General features: G+C 68.0%; 14 protein-coding genes and 1 tRNA gene. 6 read left to right on the top strand and 9 right to left on the bottom strand.

Going from position 1 to position 13,772, the window contains the following annotated elements; translation table 11 throughout:
• Positions 1 to 33: 33 nt before the first annotated feature.
• Positions 34 to 1,413 carry a hypothetical protein gene (locus tag ABZS58_RS15375; protein ID WP_354781701.1) on the bottom strand — a complete coding sequence of 460 codons (1,380 nt, stop codon included), beginning with the start codon at positions 1,411 to 1,413 and terminating at the stop codon, positions 34 to 36.
• On the bottom strand, positions 1,410 to 1,919 hold the full coding sequence (locus ABZS58_RS15370) for a SigE family RNA polymerase sigma factor (RefSeq protein ID WP_354781699.1): 510 nt from the start codon (positions 1,917 to 1,919) through the stop codon (positions 1,410 to 1,412). The genes ABZS58_RS15375 and ABZS58_RS15370 overlap by 4 nt, the downstream gene beginning before the upstream one ends.
• 316 nt (positions 1,920 to 2,235) lie before the next feature.
• Here ABZS58_RS15370 and ABZS58_RS15365 point away from each other — a divergent pair, with 316 nt between their 5' ends.
• Both ABZS58_RS15365 and ABZS58_RS15360 read left to right on the top strand, forming a co-directional pair.
• Positions 2,236 to 2,742 carry a SigE family RNA polymerase sigma factor gene (locus ABZS58_RS15365; RefSeq protein ID WP_354781697.1) on the top strand — a complete coding sequence of 169 codons (507 nt, stop codon included), beginning with the start codon at positions 2,236 to 2,238 and terminating at the stop codon, positions 2,740 to 2,742.
• Positions 2,743 to 2,745: 3 nt separating this feature from the next.
• Entirely contained in the window at positions 2,746 to 3,501 is a 756-nt protein-coding gene (locus ABZS58_RS15360; RefSeq protein WP_354781695.1) for a hypothetical protein, read from the top strand.
• A 2-nt stretch (positions 3,502 to 3,503) separates the two neighbouring features.
• Here the strand turns inward: ABZS58_RS15360 and ABZS58_RS15355 are convergent, their stop codons facing one another.
• Positions 3,504 to 3,740, bottom strand: a complete 237-nt coding sequence (locus ABZS58_RS15355; protein WP_354781693.1) for a hypothetical protein — start codon at positions 3,738 to 3,740, stop codon at positions 3,504 to 3,506.
• Entirely contained in the window at positions 3,737 to 4,207 is a 471-nt protein-coding gene (locus ABZS58_RS15350) for an HNH endonuclease (RefSeq protein WP_354781691.1), read from the bottom strand. Before ABZS58_RS15350 ends, ABZS58_RS15355 begins: the two co-directional genes overlap by 4 nt.
• A 384-nt stretch (positions 4,208 to 4,591) precedes the next feature.
• Here ABZS58_RS15350 and ABZS58_RS15345 point away from each other — a divergent pair, with 384 nt between their 5' ends.
• Positions 4,592 to 5,593 (top strand): hypothetical protein, encoded by a 1,002-nt coding sequence (locus tag ABZS58_RS15345; protein ID WP_354781689.1) that lies wholly within the window; start codon positions 4,592 to 4,594, stop codon positions 5,591 to 5,593.
• The gene (locus tag ABZS58_RS15340; protein WP_354781687.1) at positions 5,584 to 6,375 is read left to right on the top strand and encodes a hypothetical protein; all 792 of its coding nucleotides are present in this window, start codon (positions 5,584 to 5,586) and stop codon (positions 6,373 to 6,375) included. The genes ABZS58_RS15345 and ABZS58_RS15340 overlap by 10 nt, the downstream gene beginning before the upstream one ends.
• 24 nt (positions 6,376 to 6,399) lie before the next feature.
• On the opposite strand, the gene ABZS58_RS15335 is transcribed toward ABZS58_RS15340, so the two are convergent.
• From ABZS58_RS15335 to ABZS58_RS15320, 4 genes are all read right to left on the bottom strand, one after another.
• Positions 6,400 to 6,558, bottom strand: coding sequence for a hypothetical protein (locus tag ABZS58_RS15335; RefSeq protein ID WP_354781685.1), 159 nt, complete (start codon positions 6,556 to 6,558; stop codon positions 6,400 to 6,402).
• A gap of 99 nt (positions 6,559 to 6,657) precedes the next feature.
• Entirely contained in the window at positions 6,658 to 7,230 is a 573-nt protein-coding gene (locus ABZS58_RS15330; protein ID WP_354781683.1) for a hypothetical protein, read from the bottom strand.
• An 81-nt stretch (positions 7,231 to 7,311) separates the two neighbouring features.
• Positions 7,312 to 7,497, bottom strand: a complete 186-nt coding sequence (locus ABZS58_RS15325; RefSeq protein ID WP_354781681.1) for a hypothetical protein — start codon at positions 7,495 to 7,497, stop codon at positions 7,312 to 7,314.
• 74 nt (positions 7,498 to 7,571) lie between these two features.
• The gene (locus ABZS58_RS15320) at positions 7,572 to 9,080 is read right to left on the bottom strand and encodes a plasmid pRiA4b ORF-3 family protein (RefSeq protein ID WP_354781679.1); all 1,509 of its coding nucleotides are present in this window, start codon (positions 9,078 to 9,080) and stop codon (positions 7,572 to 7,574) included.
• A gap of 142 nt (positions 9,081 to 9,222) precedes the next feature.
• Between ABZS58_RS15320 and ABZS58_RS15315 the strand changes: the two genes are divergently transcribed.
• Positions 9,223 to 12,318 carry a DUF3427 domain-containing protein gene (locus tag ABZS58_RS15315; RefSeq protein ID WP_354781677.1) on the top strand — a complete coding sequence of 1,032 codons (3,096 nt, stop codon included), beginning with the start codon at positions 9,223 to 9,225 and terminating at the stop codon, positions 12,316 to 12,318.
• Positions 12,319 to 12,357: 39 nt separating this feature from the next.
• On the opposite strand, the gene ABZS58_RS15310 is transcribed toward ABZS58_RS15315, so the two are convergent.
• Positions 12,358 to 12,430, bottom strand: a tRNA-Thr gene (locus tag ABZS58_RS15310).
• A 213-nt stretch (positions 12,431 to 12,643) separates the two neighbouring features.
• Here ABZS58_RS15310 and ugpC point away from each other — a divergent pair.
• Positions 12,644 to 13,735, top strand: coding sequence for a sn-glycerol-3-phosphate ABC transporter ATP-binding protein UgpC (gene ugpC, locus ABZS58_RS15305; RefSeq protein WP_354781675.1), 1,092 nt, complete (start codon positions 12,644 to 12,646; stop codon positions 13,733 to 13,735).
• Positions 13,736 to 13,772: the final 37 nt, after the last annotated feature.

Raw genomic sequence — 13,772 nt, 5'->3', positions numbered from 1 at the left:
CGCGGCGGCGTCGCCACGGTCTTCTTGTCCGGCTCACCAGCCGCGGATCTCCGGCTCGTAGCCGCCGCCGGAGGTAGGGACGCCGTCCCAGTCCTTGAACAGGCGCTCCGCGACGGTGTTGCCCTGGGCGTCGAGGGCGCGCACCCGCAGTTGCACCTCGCCGGGCAGGTCCAGCTTGCCGACGCCGTTCGTCAGGGGGACCGTATCCACGACCTCCTGGCCCTTCAGCAGGTCGACGCGGACGGCGGTCGGTGGGGCGATGATCTGCAGGGTGGCCGGCACGGTCTCGTCGAAGTGCGGCATGCGCATGGCGATCACCGACTGTTCGAGGCGGCCGGAGATGCCGGCGCCGGTCGGGTGGGTGCGGGCGTTGGGTTCCGGGTTCGTGTCCGTTGCGACAGTGATGTACGGGCCGCCGCCGCTCTCCGTCACCGCCATCACCGTCGCGATCTGGCCGAGGCCTGAGCCGCCGCCGTTCGGGTCGTTGACGACGAAGTCGTCGCTCCACAGCACGACGTACTGGATGCCGGGCCCGACGAGGCCGGTGCTGTAGGCGAGCGCGTCCGCCGCCGCCTGCGCCGCACGCGGTGCGGGTTTGCCCCGGCCGTACAGCGGAGTCGGGTCGATCTGCGCCGCCCGCACCGTGCCGGGTGACGCGACCGCCGATTCGAAGAACACGGTGTCGCCCTTGGTCATTCGGACCCGAAGGCCACGGGGCAGCGTCGCGGTGTCGCGAAGAATGTAACCGGCGGGCTCCGGGGTCCACGTGCGCTGGATGGTGCCGTCGCTCATGTACTGCGGCGCACTCGACACCGACACGTCATAGCCGGACGGACCGAGAATCAGCTCGTAGCCCTCGTTCTTGTCGCCGCGCCAACCGTCACGGACGACCGGCTCCTCGACATCGGACCAGCCGGTGAGGTCCAGGTCCTTCACCGGTGCCTTTCCCGATCCGGTGAGGTTGACCATTCGCGGTACACCGGTGATCCCAGCGATCAGCGCAATCCTTCGATTCCCGGGAACGTCACCGACGAACAGCACGCGCAGTTTCGTGCGGTCTCCGGGCAGTCCGAAATCCTCGGGTTCGTCGACGATCCGATCGAGCAGCGCACCGACATATCGAGCGTCGCCGGCCAGTGAACCTCGCGTCGGCGTGTCGAGCAGCGGCTGCACCAGCGTGGGCGGAACTCCGTCGAGCCTGCCCGGTCCGCCTTCCGGCCGCCCCGGCCCGCCGAAGAGGAACATCGGAAGCACCGTCACCATCACGACCAGCACCAGCACCATCGCCATCACCGCCGTCGTGGTCTTGCGCACCCGCCGGCGCCGCCGCGCCACCCGGACGGCCTTGTCGGTGACGTCGTACAACTTGGCATGCTCGGCGATGTCGTCGAGCACCTCCCCGAGCCGTGTCACGACCACACCTCCATCGCGTTTTCCAATTCCGGCGCAAGCACCCGCAACCGCCCCAGCGCATGGCTGGTCTGGCTCTTCACGGTCCCGATCGACGTCCCCATGACCTGTGCCGTGTCCGCTTCCGACAGGTCCTCGAAATACCGCAGCACCACAACGGCCCGCTGCCGCCGGGTGAGTTTCGCCAGCGCCTGCTCCAGCACCAGCCGCAGCTCCGCCCGGCCGGTCTCATCCCCGACCGCCGCCTTTTCCGGGACATCGGCCGTCGAATGCTCAAGAAACCTGCGCCGCCGCCAGGAGCGGATGTGCTCGTGATAGAGGATTTTCCGCACGTACGCCTCGGGATCGCCGGCCTTGGAAACCTTCCCCCAGTGGTCGGCCGCTTTGATCAGCGCGGACTGGAGCAGATCCTCGGCCTGAGCGTGCCCGCCGGCGAGGAGGTAGGCGGCACGGGACAGACGGGGCAGCCGCGCCCGCACGAACTCCCGGAAACCCTCTTCGTCGTCCACTCGGCCCCTCCCCGGATCTGCCTCATTGGAGTACATGCCTCCAGCGGCAGGCCGGGTTGGAACCCGCACATCCATCGCCTCGATGCGTGGGGCTGCCGGCTGGGTGCGGCCCCCCGTTTGCGCCGCACCCAGCCAACACCCCGCAGGTCGCGCCGCATGCGATGTGCCCCCGTTGAACGCATCGATTGCGGCGCGCATGACGGACACGCCGCCGGGGGCGGGGGGTTGCATCGCAGGAGAAGAAATTTTCGTAGGCCACAAAAACGGCACGATCCACTAGGCTGCAGCAGTTCACACGACCGGAGTGGTGCACCTGATGGCAGTCGCGCCGGACTTCGCCGAGTTCTACTCCGCGACGTACCCGCGTCTCCTCACGCAGCTGTACGCGTTCGTCGGCGACCGGGCCGAAGCGCAGGACCTGGTGCAGGAGGCGTTCACCCGCGCCTTCGCGCGGTGGTCGACGGTATCCACGTTCGAGGACCCCGTGGGTTGGGTGCGGCGGGTAGCCTGGAACCTGGCGATCAGCCGGTGGCGGCGGGCCAGGCGCATGCTGCACTTCCGTCGTGACCTGATCGCCGATGATGTACGAGGTCCCGACGGACTCTCGCTGGACCTCCTGCGTGCGCTCGGGCAGCTCACGCAGGTCAACCGGCAGGCGGCGGTCCTGCACTACCTCGCCGGGTTCTCCGTGCGCGAGATCGCTGATTTCGTCGACGCCCCCGAGGGCACGATCAAGGCAAGGTTGCACCGCGCGCGCACGACCCTGAGCCAACTGTTGAGCCTGGACGAAGCAGCGAACGCAGAGCGGACGACGAGTGGGTGAGCCATGACGGAGCGCGACCCCCTGCGGGCCCACTTCGACGCTTTCCGCGACCAGTCGTCGGACACCGCCGCCCCGCCCCCGGTCGAGGAGATACCGCGACGGCTTTCGAGGGCCCGCCGCCGCCGTACCGCCGCCGCTGTCCTCACCGCAGCGGCCTTGATCGCGCTGGCCGCCCTGCCGGCCTGGGGCCAGGGCGAGCCGACCCCGACACCCGCCACACCGGCGACGGCCGCGATCCCGTCCGCATCGTCCAACCAACGCCCGAGCGGCGTCCTCCCCCCGGACAGCCCGATCTGCAAAATCAGCGCCCGCGGCCTCCCGTTCCTGTCGGACGGCCACGGCGAGGTGATCCCGTCATTCGACGACGCCCAGACCAACGTGGTGCCATCGATAGCGACCCTCTTCGACACCTGCCCGTCCGCCCGCCTGCCGTTCCTGCACGTCACCTATGGCTGGGACTTCGAGGAAGACGCATACGTCCTGCGCTATTCCGACCCGTTCTTCCTGACGTACGCCGAGCCGACCGTGCCGCGCCCGGAACCACAGAGAGTGCAGGACAGCGCCTGCGGCAAAATCGAAGCCCTCGTCGCCACCAGCCACCCGCTGCCGCTGGCAATTCCGCGCGAGGTCCAGGACAGTCCCGGCCCGAACGCCGCGACCCTGGCATACCTGGACGCGATCGCCCCGACCCTGCCGTTCACCATCTCCGTCTACTCGTACAGCACCGTGAAATCCAGCAAGACCTGCAAGCCCTCGTAACGTCAGATTCCGGTGCGGAACTCCACGACGCCGGTGCGCTTTCCCTGCATGACGAGCACGGCGAGTTCCGCGATCGAGGCGAGCTGCCCGAGCAACCGCGCGGCCGTGGCGAGGTTCGCGACAGCCTTGTCCATCGCCGCCAGCGCGTCCTGTTCTTCGAGCAGTTTCGCGGCGGCCCGGACGACCCGGTCGGGGGCCGCGACCGCGTCAGGGCTCCAGCCAGCTCTAGCGGTCGTCATCCAGCCTGGAAGACGGAGTCCACGTGCCATTCCAGGAACTCGCGGTGCGGCCGGTCGGCGGCCCGCTCCGGCACGGCGATCGACTGGCCGTGCCGTGAGTAGAACTCCTCGCCGTTGCCGAAGTCCTCGCGCAGCCTCGGGCTGACCAGCAGCCGGTGCTTCGGGTCGACGCTGAGGTACCCGCGATCGAACATGATGTGCACGTCGGACCGCAGCAGCAGGCCGTTGTCGAGCCGGTGCTGGCCGCCGTTCGGCAGTGGGAGGATGTGCGCCGCCTGTAGCACCGGCCGGATCTTCGCGCCGGTGATCGCGCAGCGGTGGCGGTACGCGTCGAGGACGACGCCCTTGAACGCCTGCTGGCCGAGTCGCTGCGGCTGCAGGCGCGGGTCGCCGTAGACGGGTCCGGCGCGGTGCCAGGGTTCGCTGAGGTCCAGCTCAACGGCCGGGCCGGTGAGCTGGTGGATCACGTCGCGGAAGTAGCCGGCGTACGCGTCGTCGGCCAGGTCGTAGCCCTTGCCCTGAACGATGTTCGACGCGAAGTCCGGCGGCGGCCCGGCATCCGCGTCGGCCCCGAAGAACCGCGTGTCGCGGACGAAGAGGCAGCCGATGATCGGGTCCTCGCGCGGCGAGATCTATCGATGTCGAGGCCACGTGCCGACTCGCTCTGGCCGGCCCGGCTGAGCGTCGGCACCGTCCCTACCCATGCATGGCCCCAGTTGGGCTGGTTGACGCGTTCCGATCCGGTCGAGGAACCCAACCGGTTGGGGGCGCTGACCCGGTTGGCCAACGGTTGATCGCCGATGCACGTTGTAACCTACCTAGAAATTTTCTAGGTAGGTTACATTGAGCGAGTGAACAGTAGTGACGGCGTCGAGCTGCTGCTGGATGCCGGGTTGGATCGGCGGGTCACGAGCAGCACCGAGGTTGAGATCGGTGCTGGCGACGGCAGGTGGTCACGTCACCAGGTGATGCTTTTGCGCCACTCGCCGAGCCCGGGTGAGATCGACCGTGCCGTGGCGGCGCTCCGGCCGCACGTGGATGGGCTGCTCTTCGTGGTCGCGCGAGCGGGGCGTGCCTTGAGGCGAGCTGCTGAGCGGGATCACCGCGTCGCGTACGCAGCGGTTGAAGACGCGGTCGTCCACTTCCGGGGTGAGGTACACCGGTCCGGTGAGCAACGACCGACCGCTCCTGCGCATTCGGGGCGCTCCAGTTGGGCCCGGCTGGCGATGCTCCGGCTGTTCGCGCTGAGCGCTGCGGAGCCGTTGTCGCAGTCGGAGATAGCGCGCCGGCTCGGGATGTCGCATGTTGCGATCGGCAAGCAACTTCCGCTGCCCGACGAGTTGGTGGCACGCACCTCGGGCGGATGGCAGGTGACCGACCGGGCAGGGTGCTGGGACCGGTTCATGCTGGAGTACCCGGGGCCACGCGGCCTGACCACGTACTGGTCGGCGACCGGAGACGTCACGGCGCAGTTCGCACGGATCGAACAGGTCGCTCGGGACCGAGGCGACGCCCTACCAGGCGTGTCCGGTGATCTCGCCGCCGATCTGTACGCACCATGGCGACGTCCGGACCGCGTCATCGCCTATGTCGTCGATCAACCTCCCCTGGAGGAACACGGCTTCGCGACCGTACGGTCCGCGGATGCGACGGTCGAGTTGTGGACTCCCCGGGACCCGACCATCCTGACCATGTCCCGCGAATGGCCGTCAATGACGGGTGGGACGACCCAGCGCCGGTACACCGACCCACTGATCGCGGCCTGGGACCTACGCAGGTCACCCGGCAGCGATGTTGACGCGGCCGTCGAGCAACTTCGAGCGCGAGCACTCCGGGAGCGACTGTGGTCTTGAAGGTCCATGTCGAGCTCGTCGCCACCTCGTACGCCGACGAGCTGTCCATCCGATCGCTCGCCGAGATCAGTGCGATCACCGCTGACCAGAACGTGCGCATCATCGGTGGACAGATGGCTTCGCTGCTCCTGACCGCCTTCCCCATTCCTGGCGTCGCCATACGCCGCACCCGCGACGCCGATGCCGCGATCACGACCGAACTCGCCGGTTCAGGCGTCATCCACCAGCGCTTAGTCGAACACGGGTATGCCGCCACGAGCGGCAACAGTTACATGCGACCGGTTCCGGAGCTCGCCGTCGCAGGTGGTCCCATTCCGGAGCTTGCCGTCGACCTGCTCATACCTTCGCTGGACGGACGCTTCCGACCCCAGGAGCACGGAGGTCGCGCGTTCGATTCGGCCCCTGGACTCGCCCCCGCTCTGGCCGCCGAACCCATCGTGATCGACGCCGGGGCGCGAATGCTCGACGGCACCAGACTGGAATTCACCGTGCGAGTGCCCACAGTTGAGCTCGCGCTCGTCATCAAAGCGCTCGCGTACGGCTCCCGCCTGGAAGCCAGAGACGTCGAGGACATCTACCGCCTTCTTGAAATCCGCGACGGCCATCCACCCGACGAGATCGGGGGCTGGCGGCTTCACGAGGCCCCATTGCGAGGTTCGCGCCGCGATGCCGCAGCACACCTGCACGAACTGGCCCGACGCAGTCGACGCCGCTCCGACGTCGAAGTGCCGACTGCCCGGCTCGCAACGCTCATCGCCGCCGTGGTTGCTCGACCCGGCTGACCGCCCGAGCCTCTCGAACCGCGGTCACAGCGGTGGATTGAGCGCCCGCCTGGCGATGTTCTCGGCGTTGATCTGGCGAATCACGTCCTCGACGGCGTCCTTGTCGGTGAAGTCGATGCCGCGGGCCTGCAGCTCGGCCGACGACCTCGAGGATGAAGGCGTTTTCCCAAAGGGAGAGGGCACGCGTCATCGCGTTCAGGTCGACCGTGCCACCCGTGATCGAGCCGAGAAATCCGGCCAGCGCCGTCGCGGCGAGCGCCCGGTCGCTGGTGATGTCGGCGTTCACCCAGAAGCTCTGCGCGGCTCGGTTGAACACCCGCCGGTCCACGTCGCGACACCATCCGGCGGCAGCAATCCGATTGTCGCGGTGCCACCGGGTACCGGCGGATTCGTCAACGCGGCGGACGCCGTGGTCCGCAGCGAGGCCCAGACGCCGATGCCGGATTTGACGGTCGGCACGGTCCGGTCACCGTCGCACGGCGCTTTCGGGTCGGCGACCAGCCCGGTGACAAGGCCGTTGCCGCCGCTGTCGACCACGTCGATGCGGTATCCGACGGTGACCTGCCTGGTGACTGTCCGCCCGGTCCCGCCCTTCGTCGCGGTCATGGCGATCTCGTACGTCCCGGGCACGGGCGCGTCCCACACCACATCAGGCCCGGTCACCGCGAGGGGCCTGCCGTCGACGCTCCAGGTGTACGTGGTGGCGGCGTCCGGGCTGGGCACCGCGAACCGCCGTGCCAGCGCCCGCCCGGGGATCTCGGTCACGGTGAACTCCACCGGCGCGGCGATGGTGAACGTGCCCGTGGCGAAGCCGCAGCTCAGCGGCAGCGACAGGGTGCAGTAGCCGAGGCGCACCTCATATCGGCCGGGGGCAAGACCGTGGATCGTGACCTCGGCACCGTCCCGCTCCTCGACCGGGTCGGGACTGCCGTCCCGCTACACGTCCCAGCTGAAGAGGCCGGTGTTGGGTTTCGCGTCGACCGCCTTCAGCGTCACCGACGTGCCGTTGACGGTGATCGCCGCCGTCGCGCCGGGACCGCTGTCGCCCTTGATCGTGCCGGTGACCGATGCGGCCGGGTCGGCCAGGCCAGCGACACGACAGGACTCGTGACCGTCAGTCAAACCGCGAATTCAAACACGCCACGGAGTCAAGTGATTCCATCCAGTCAGCCATCAGGGTCCGCCGGTCCGGGGAATCACGCGAGGTAGGTCGCCAGTCGACGGTTGATCCCGTCGATGTCGAACGGCGTCGCGCCCGGACCACGCCCACCGACACATTCGAAGGCGATCTCCGCGACCGGGTCGATCCGCTCCAGGGTGATCCGATGCTCCCACCAGTCGCCCATGTCGAAGACGTACGTCATGGTGCCGCCGGCGGGAAGAGCCTTTATCAGCCGCACGTCGGACTCGTCGCCGCAGTCGTCGAGCTCGAAGTCCGGATCGGCGTAGCGACGCCGGTCGACCTCGAAGAAATGCAGATGGTCGTCGCCCCATCCGAAGGCCACCTGAATAGCGTCATGCAGCACGTCGAGATGAATCGTCGCCGGTACGCGCAGCCGACGCCACGCCGGCGGACTGATCCGCGACAGCGCAATCTTCAACTGGTACACCAGACATGGCGGTGGCCCGGCGGCGTTGAGCGCGTCGAGAAGCGCACCCGCGTCTGGATGCGAACTCTCCGCGACGACGTCCAGCCCGCCGAAGTCGTCCACGAGACGCCACGCCTCTTCGAGGTCCTCGACGGCAAGCGCGTATTCGACCGCCAGCCACCGGTGATCCGCCTCGCTCGGCGCCCGGTCCGCGTCTTCCCACGTCGCCAGCGCAGCGCGGGCGTGCGGTGCCAGCATCGGCCTGCGCAGCGCTGACCGCCACGCCGACCGCATCGCCACACCCAGCGCGCCGACCAGGTCGACCCCGGCGACCCGCTCGGCCGGCGTGGCGCTCTCGGCGACGGCCAGCACCTCGGCGACGGCCTTCTTCACGTCGCGGCCGGCGAGCCACTGCCGTGCCGCGTCCCGCACGCCCCGCTCGTCCCGCCCCGCGATCCGGGTCAGCAGGTCGGCGGCCGCCAGGTCCGCGGTCACGGGCTCGGGCACGAGCGCGGCGAAACGCTGATCCGCCCACCGCCCCAACGGCGTCAGCCGCAGCCCGGCGTCGACCGCGCCGAACTCGGCGAGCAGCTCCACGCCGGCGTCGACCGGCGTCATGCCCCGGCGGAACGCCTGATGGGCCGCGCCGACATACCAGCCCTCCGCCTCGGCGAGCAGGCTCCGATGGACACGGTTCTCGATCTCGCCGACCGTGGGCTCCTTGGCCAGCACCGCCAGCAGAGTCCGGCACAGCACGGACGCGCCCTCGCCCTCACGGTCGTGGGACTCCACCCGCAGCACCGCGGACAGCGCGGCCCACCAGGATTCGAGGGCGTCGGCAGGCGTACCGCCCGCCTGGGCCACGCCCGCATCGACCCTGATCAGTTCAATCGCCTGCGCGGCGACCCACGGGCGGTGCAGCGACTCCACGTCGGCAGCGGTACGGGCACGTCCGGGCGGTTGGAGGCCCATCGCCGCCATGGCGGCCGGAATGTCCACCGGCTTGAGCACGCCCTTCGCGGTCACCGGCCGCCCGCCGCCGACCCACCCGGCCAGCATCGCCGCCCGGCGCATGATCGGGCAGTCGCCGGCGGCCTCGAGCAGTACAGCGGTCACCGCGGGAGCATAGGCCGCCGTGGTCAGAGCGGAGATTCGAGGAGCCGCCTGGCAATGTTCCCGGCATTGAGCTGCCCGATCACCTCAGAAACAGGCTCCATAGCGGGCACGAATTCCGCCGATGGTCGGGCAGACTGTTGCGGTGGTAGATCAGCTGCCCAGGGGGCTGTACGAGGTTGTCGTCACCAGAGCGCTCGAAGCACGGCTCGCCAACGTTGACCAAAAGCTGATCGAACGCCAGGACCTCCGATCGGCCGACGCGGCCGACCGTATCGCGCAGCTCCTGGCCCGGCAGATTGAACGAGCACTTGAAGCGGTGCCGCCACGGGAACGAGTCGCAATCGGCATCGAAGTGGCGCAGCAACTGCTCGAATCGCTGGGCGCACAGCTGCCGAGGACGGAGCCTGCGCTCGAATCGCCGCTACCGCCGGGCACGATTCTGAGCGCGATCGGCAAGTATCGACCCGACGGCTCGGTGCACACGGCGGCTCGGCCGCTCATTCCGCTGCTCGACACGACGCTGCTGACCAACGCGCCCGGCGAACCCAGAGTGGGAAGCCAAATTCTCACTGAGATCGCCTCCGCCGAGGCAATCGACGTGGTGATGGCCTTCATCCGACTGAGCGGCATCCGGCCGATGCTCGACGCCCTGCGGGCGCATTGTGCCCGCGGACGGCCACTGCGGGTCTTGACGACGACCTACACCGGCTCGACCGAAGCCAAAGCGCTAGACAAGCTGGCCGAACTCGGCGCCGAGGTGCGCGTTTCATACGACCTGTCCACGACTCGCCTTCACGCCAAGGCGTGGCTGTTTCACCGGCACTCGGCGTTCAATACCGCATACGTCGGGTCGTCCAACCTCACGCACTCCGCACAGGTCGCTGGACTGGAGTGGAACGTTCGAGTGTCCGCCGCCCGCAACGTCGACGTCGTCAAGAAGATCGAGGCGGTGTTCGACAGCTACTGGCAAAGCGGTGATTTCATCCCGTACGACAGGGCCGAGTTTGACAAGGCGCTCGCCCACGACCGGAAGCAAAATGAGCGCGGCCTGACAGTCCTGAGCCCGCTCGAGGTCCGCCTGGAACCGTTTCAGGAGCGCATGCTTGAACTCATCGAGGTCGCCCGCTCGCGCGGGCACCACCGGAACCTCCTGGTGTCGGCGACTGGCACCGGCAAGACAGTCATGGCGGCGGTTGACTACGCACGGTTGCGCAGCAGGTTGCCCCGGGCACGCCTGCTGTTTGTCGCGCATCTCAAGGAGATCCTGGAGCAGGCTCTGGTTACGTTCCGTCAGGTCATGCGCGATCCCACGTTCGGCGAATTATGGGTGGGCGGGGCCCGACCGACGGCATTCGAACACGTATTTGCATCGGTCCAGAGCCTGAACGCGGCCGGGCTGGAGCATCTTCCCGCCCACCACTTCGACGTCGTCATCGTCGACGAGTTCCATCATGCAGCGGCAAGCTCATACCGGTTCCTCATGGACGAACTCACGCCCCAGGAACTGCTGGGCCTGACCGCCACACCCGAACGGGCCGACGGCGAGCCAATCCTGCACTGGTTTGGCGACCGTATCGCCGCCGAACTGCGGCTCTGGGACGCAATCGAACAGCACCGCCTCGTCCCGTTCGCCTATTACGGCATTCACGACAACGTCGACCTCCGCGATGTCCCTTGGCGCCGCGGCCACGGATACGACGGCAACGCCCTCACCAACGTCTACACCAGCAACGAGTCGTGGGTCCGTCTCGTCTACGCGAAGCTCGAAGCGCACGTCGACGACATCGCTACCATGCGCTGTCTTGGATTCTGTGTGAGCGTCGCGCACGCGCAGTACATGGCCGCCCAGTTCAGGAAGCTCGGCGTTGCAGCCGTGGCAGTGGTCGGAACGACGCCGGACACCGAACGCCGCACCGCTCTCAGAGCGCTTGAGGACGGAACTGTCCAGGTCGTCTTTTCCGTCGACCTGTTCAACGAGGGCGTCGACGTGCCGCAGGCCGACACACTGCTGATGCTGCGCCCCACCCAGAGCGCCACGCTGTTCCTACAACAGCTCGGCCGCGGACTCCGCACCGCCAAGGGCAAAACTATCTGCACCGTGCTCGACTTTGTCGGTATGCATCGGCGTGAGTTCCGGTTCGATTTGCGGTATCGAGCGCTGCTCGGCGGCAGTCGCGGCGACCTGGAGCGGGCGATCGAGGGCGGCTTCCCATTCCTGCCGGCAGGATGCCACATGGAGCTCGACCGGGTCGCACAGGAGATTGTCCTGCGCAGCGTCAAAGAAGCCGTCCCGTCACGCTGGCAGGCAAAGGTCGCGGAGCTACGCGCGCTCTCGCACACCCGCCCGACGATCACCATGGCGGAATACCTCACCGAAACCGGGCTTGAGGTCGCAGACGTCTACGCCGGCAAATACAGCTGGTCGGCGATGCGCGAAGCGGCCGGTCTTCCGGTAGCGGCTACCGGACCGCACGAGGTGGCGCTGCGTCGCGGCATCGGCCGCATGCAGCACCTTGACGACCCCCAGCGCCTGGATGGCTATCGCGGGCTGCTCGACAGGTCGCATGCTCCCGACGTCGGCGCGATGCCGATCGTCGAGCAGCGGCTCCTCCGGATGCTGCTCGCGAACGTCGCCGACCAGGTCGTGACGAAAGACGATTCGCTGCAGAAAGCAGCCGACCTGTTGTGGTCGCATCCTCAGGTGAGGGCCGAGCTGCAAGAACTCCTCCACGTCCTTGGCGATGTGCCCAATCACGTGCAGCAACAGGCGCTACCAGAGATCCCGTTGCAGGTGCATGGCCAGTACACCCGACTCGAGATTCTGGCGGCAGTCGGTGAGGGCGACGGGGTGAAGACGCCGCAGTGGCGCGAGGGGGTGTATGACGCCAAGAAGGCACGCGTTGACTTGCTCGCGTTCACGCTCGACAAGACGGACGGCGACTTTTCGCCGACCACCCGCTACCGCGACTACGCCATCAATCGCGAGCTCATCCACTGGGAGAGCCAGTCGACGACGCCGGCCAACAGTCCGACCGGCCAGCGGTACCAAACCCATGTGGCGATGGGCCGGGCGATCCTGCTCTTCGCACGTCCCCGAGTCGACGACCGAGCGTTTTGGTTCCTCGGCCCCGCAACGTATGTGAGCCACGAAGGCGAGCGGCCGATGGCCGTGACGTGGAAGCTCGACACACCCTTGTCCGGCGACCTATACGCAACTTTCGCGGCCGCCGTGGCGTAGGCATCGGCGGCGACCGCTCCCGACGGGGTGGAGCAAGAGAGCCGACAGCGGGACTTGAACCCGCAACCTTCCGATTACAAGTCGGGTGCGCTACCAATTGCGCCATGTCGGCCGACCCCACAATCCTACCGGGCGCGGCCCAGGCGCCGCCTCCGACATACCTGTTGGTCGAGTCGGTACGAAACGGGCCAAAGTGACGTACTGACCTTGGCAGGGGGGTGAACGGCGCCTACTGTTACGGGAACTCCGGGCGGCATCGCCGCCTCCCGGTGCTTCTACTCGGATCGTCCGGCACGTTCCTGCCGGTGGAAGGTGGCACCCTGTCATGGCTACGGTTACGTATTCCAAAGCCTCCCGGATCTACCCGGGGACCCCGCGCCCCGCGGTTGACCAGTTGAACCTTGAGATCGGGGACGGCGAGTTCCTGGTTCTCGTCGGGCCTTCCGGCTGCGGCAAGTCGACCTCGCTGCGCATGCTCGCCGGGCTCGAAGACGTCGACGCCGGCGACATCCTGATCAATGACCGCAACGTCACGCACCTTCCGCCGAAGGCGCGGGACATCGCGATGGTGTTCCAGAACTACGCGCTGTACCCGCACATGACGGTGTACGAGAACATGGCGTTCGCGCTGAAGCTGCGCAAGACGCCGAAGCACGAGATCGACCGGCGGGTCAAGGAAGCCGCTGCCATGCTGCAGCTGGAGGACTACCTGGGCCGGAAGCCGAAGGCGCTGTCCGGTGGTCAGCGGCAGCGTGTCGCCATGGGTCGCGCCATCGTGCGTGAGCCGCAGGTCTTCCTCATGGATGAGCCGCTGTCGAACCTCGACGCGAAGCTGCGTGTGCAGACGCGTTCGCAGATCGCGACGCTGCAGGCGAAGCTCGGCATCACCACGGTGTACGTCACGCACGACCAGGTCGAGGCCATGACCATGGGTCACCGTGTGGCCGTTCTGCTCGATGGTGTGCTGCAGCAGGTCGACAGCCCGCGGGAGCTGTACGACCGTCCGGCCAACGTGTTCGTCGCGGGCTTCATGGGCTCGCCGGCCATGAACATCAAGACGGTGCCGCTGACGGAGAAGGGCGGCCGGTTCGGTGACGTGACGCTGCCGCTGACCCGTGAGCAGCTCACCGCGGCGCAGGCCGACGGTGGCGGCAACCGCGTCACGGTCGGGTTCCGGCCCGAGGACACGGACCTGGTCGGCCCGAACGACGGTGGCATCCCGATCACCGTCGACCTGGTCGAGGAGCTCGGCTCCGACGCGTACGTCCACGGCACCGTCGCCCTCGAGGGCCAGGACGAGCGCTTCGTCGTGCGCGCCGACCCGCGCCGCACGCCGCGCCTGACGGAGATCGTGTACGTCCGGCCGCACGTGAACACGCACCACGCGTTCAACGCCGCGACCGGCCTGCGCATCTGATCCAAAGTAGCAAGCAGCAAAAAGGGCCCGGCGTACA

The organism is Dactylosporangium sp. NPDC005555, from assembly GCF_040605635.1.
GTDB lineage: Bacteria > Actinomycetota > Actinomycetes > Mycobacteriales > Micromonosporaceae > Dactylosporangium.
This window is presented reverse-complemented; position numbering and strand designations above follow the sequence as displayed.

Excerpts from the sequence above, each read along its gene's own strand:
- ABZS58_RS15365 (WP_354781697.1), top strand. The coding sequence starts at position 2,236 with ATGGCAGTCGCGCCGGACTTCGCCGAGTTCTACTCCGCGACGTACCCG.
- ABZS58_RS15360 (WP_354781695.1), top strand. The coding sequence starts at position 2,746 with ATGACGGAGCGCGACCCCCTGCGGGCCCACTTCGACGCTTTCCGCGAC.
- ABZS58_RS15355 (WP_354781693.1), bottom strand. The coding sequence starts at position 3,740 with ATGACGACCGCTAGAGCTGGCTGGAGCCCTGACGCGGTCGCGGCCCCC.
- ugpC (WP_354781675.1), top strand. The coding sequence starts at position 12,644 with ATGGCTACGGTTACGTATTCCAAAGCCTCCCGGATCTACCCGGGGACC.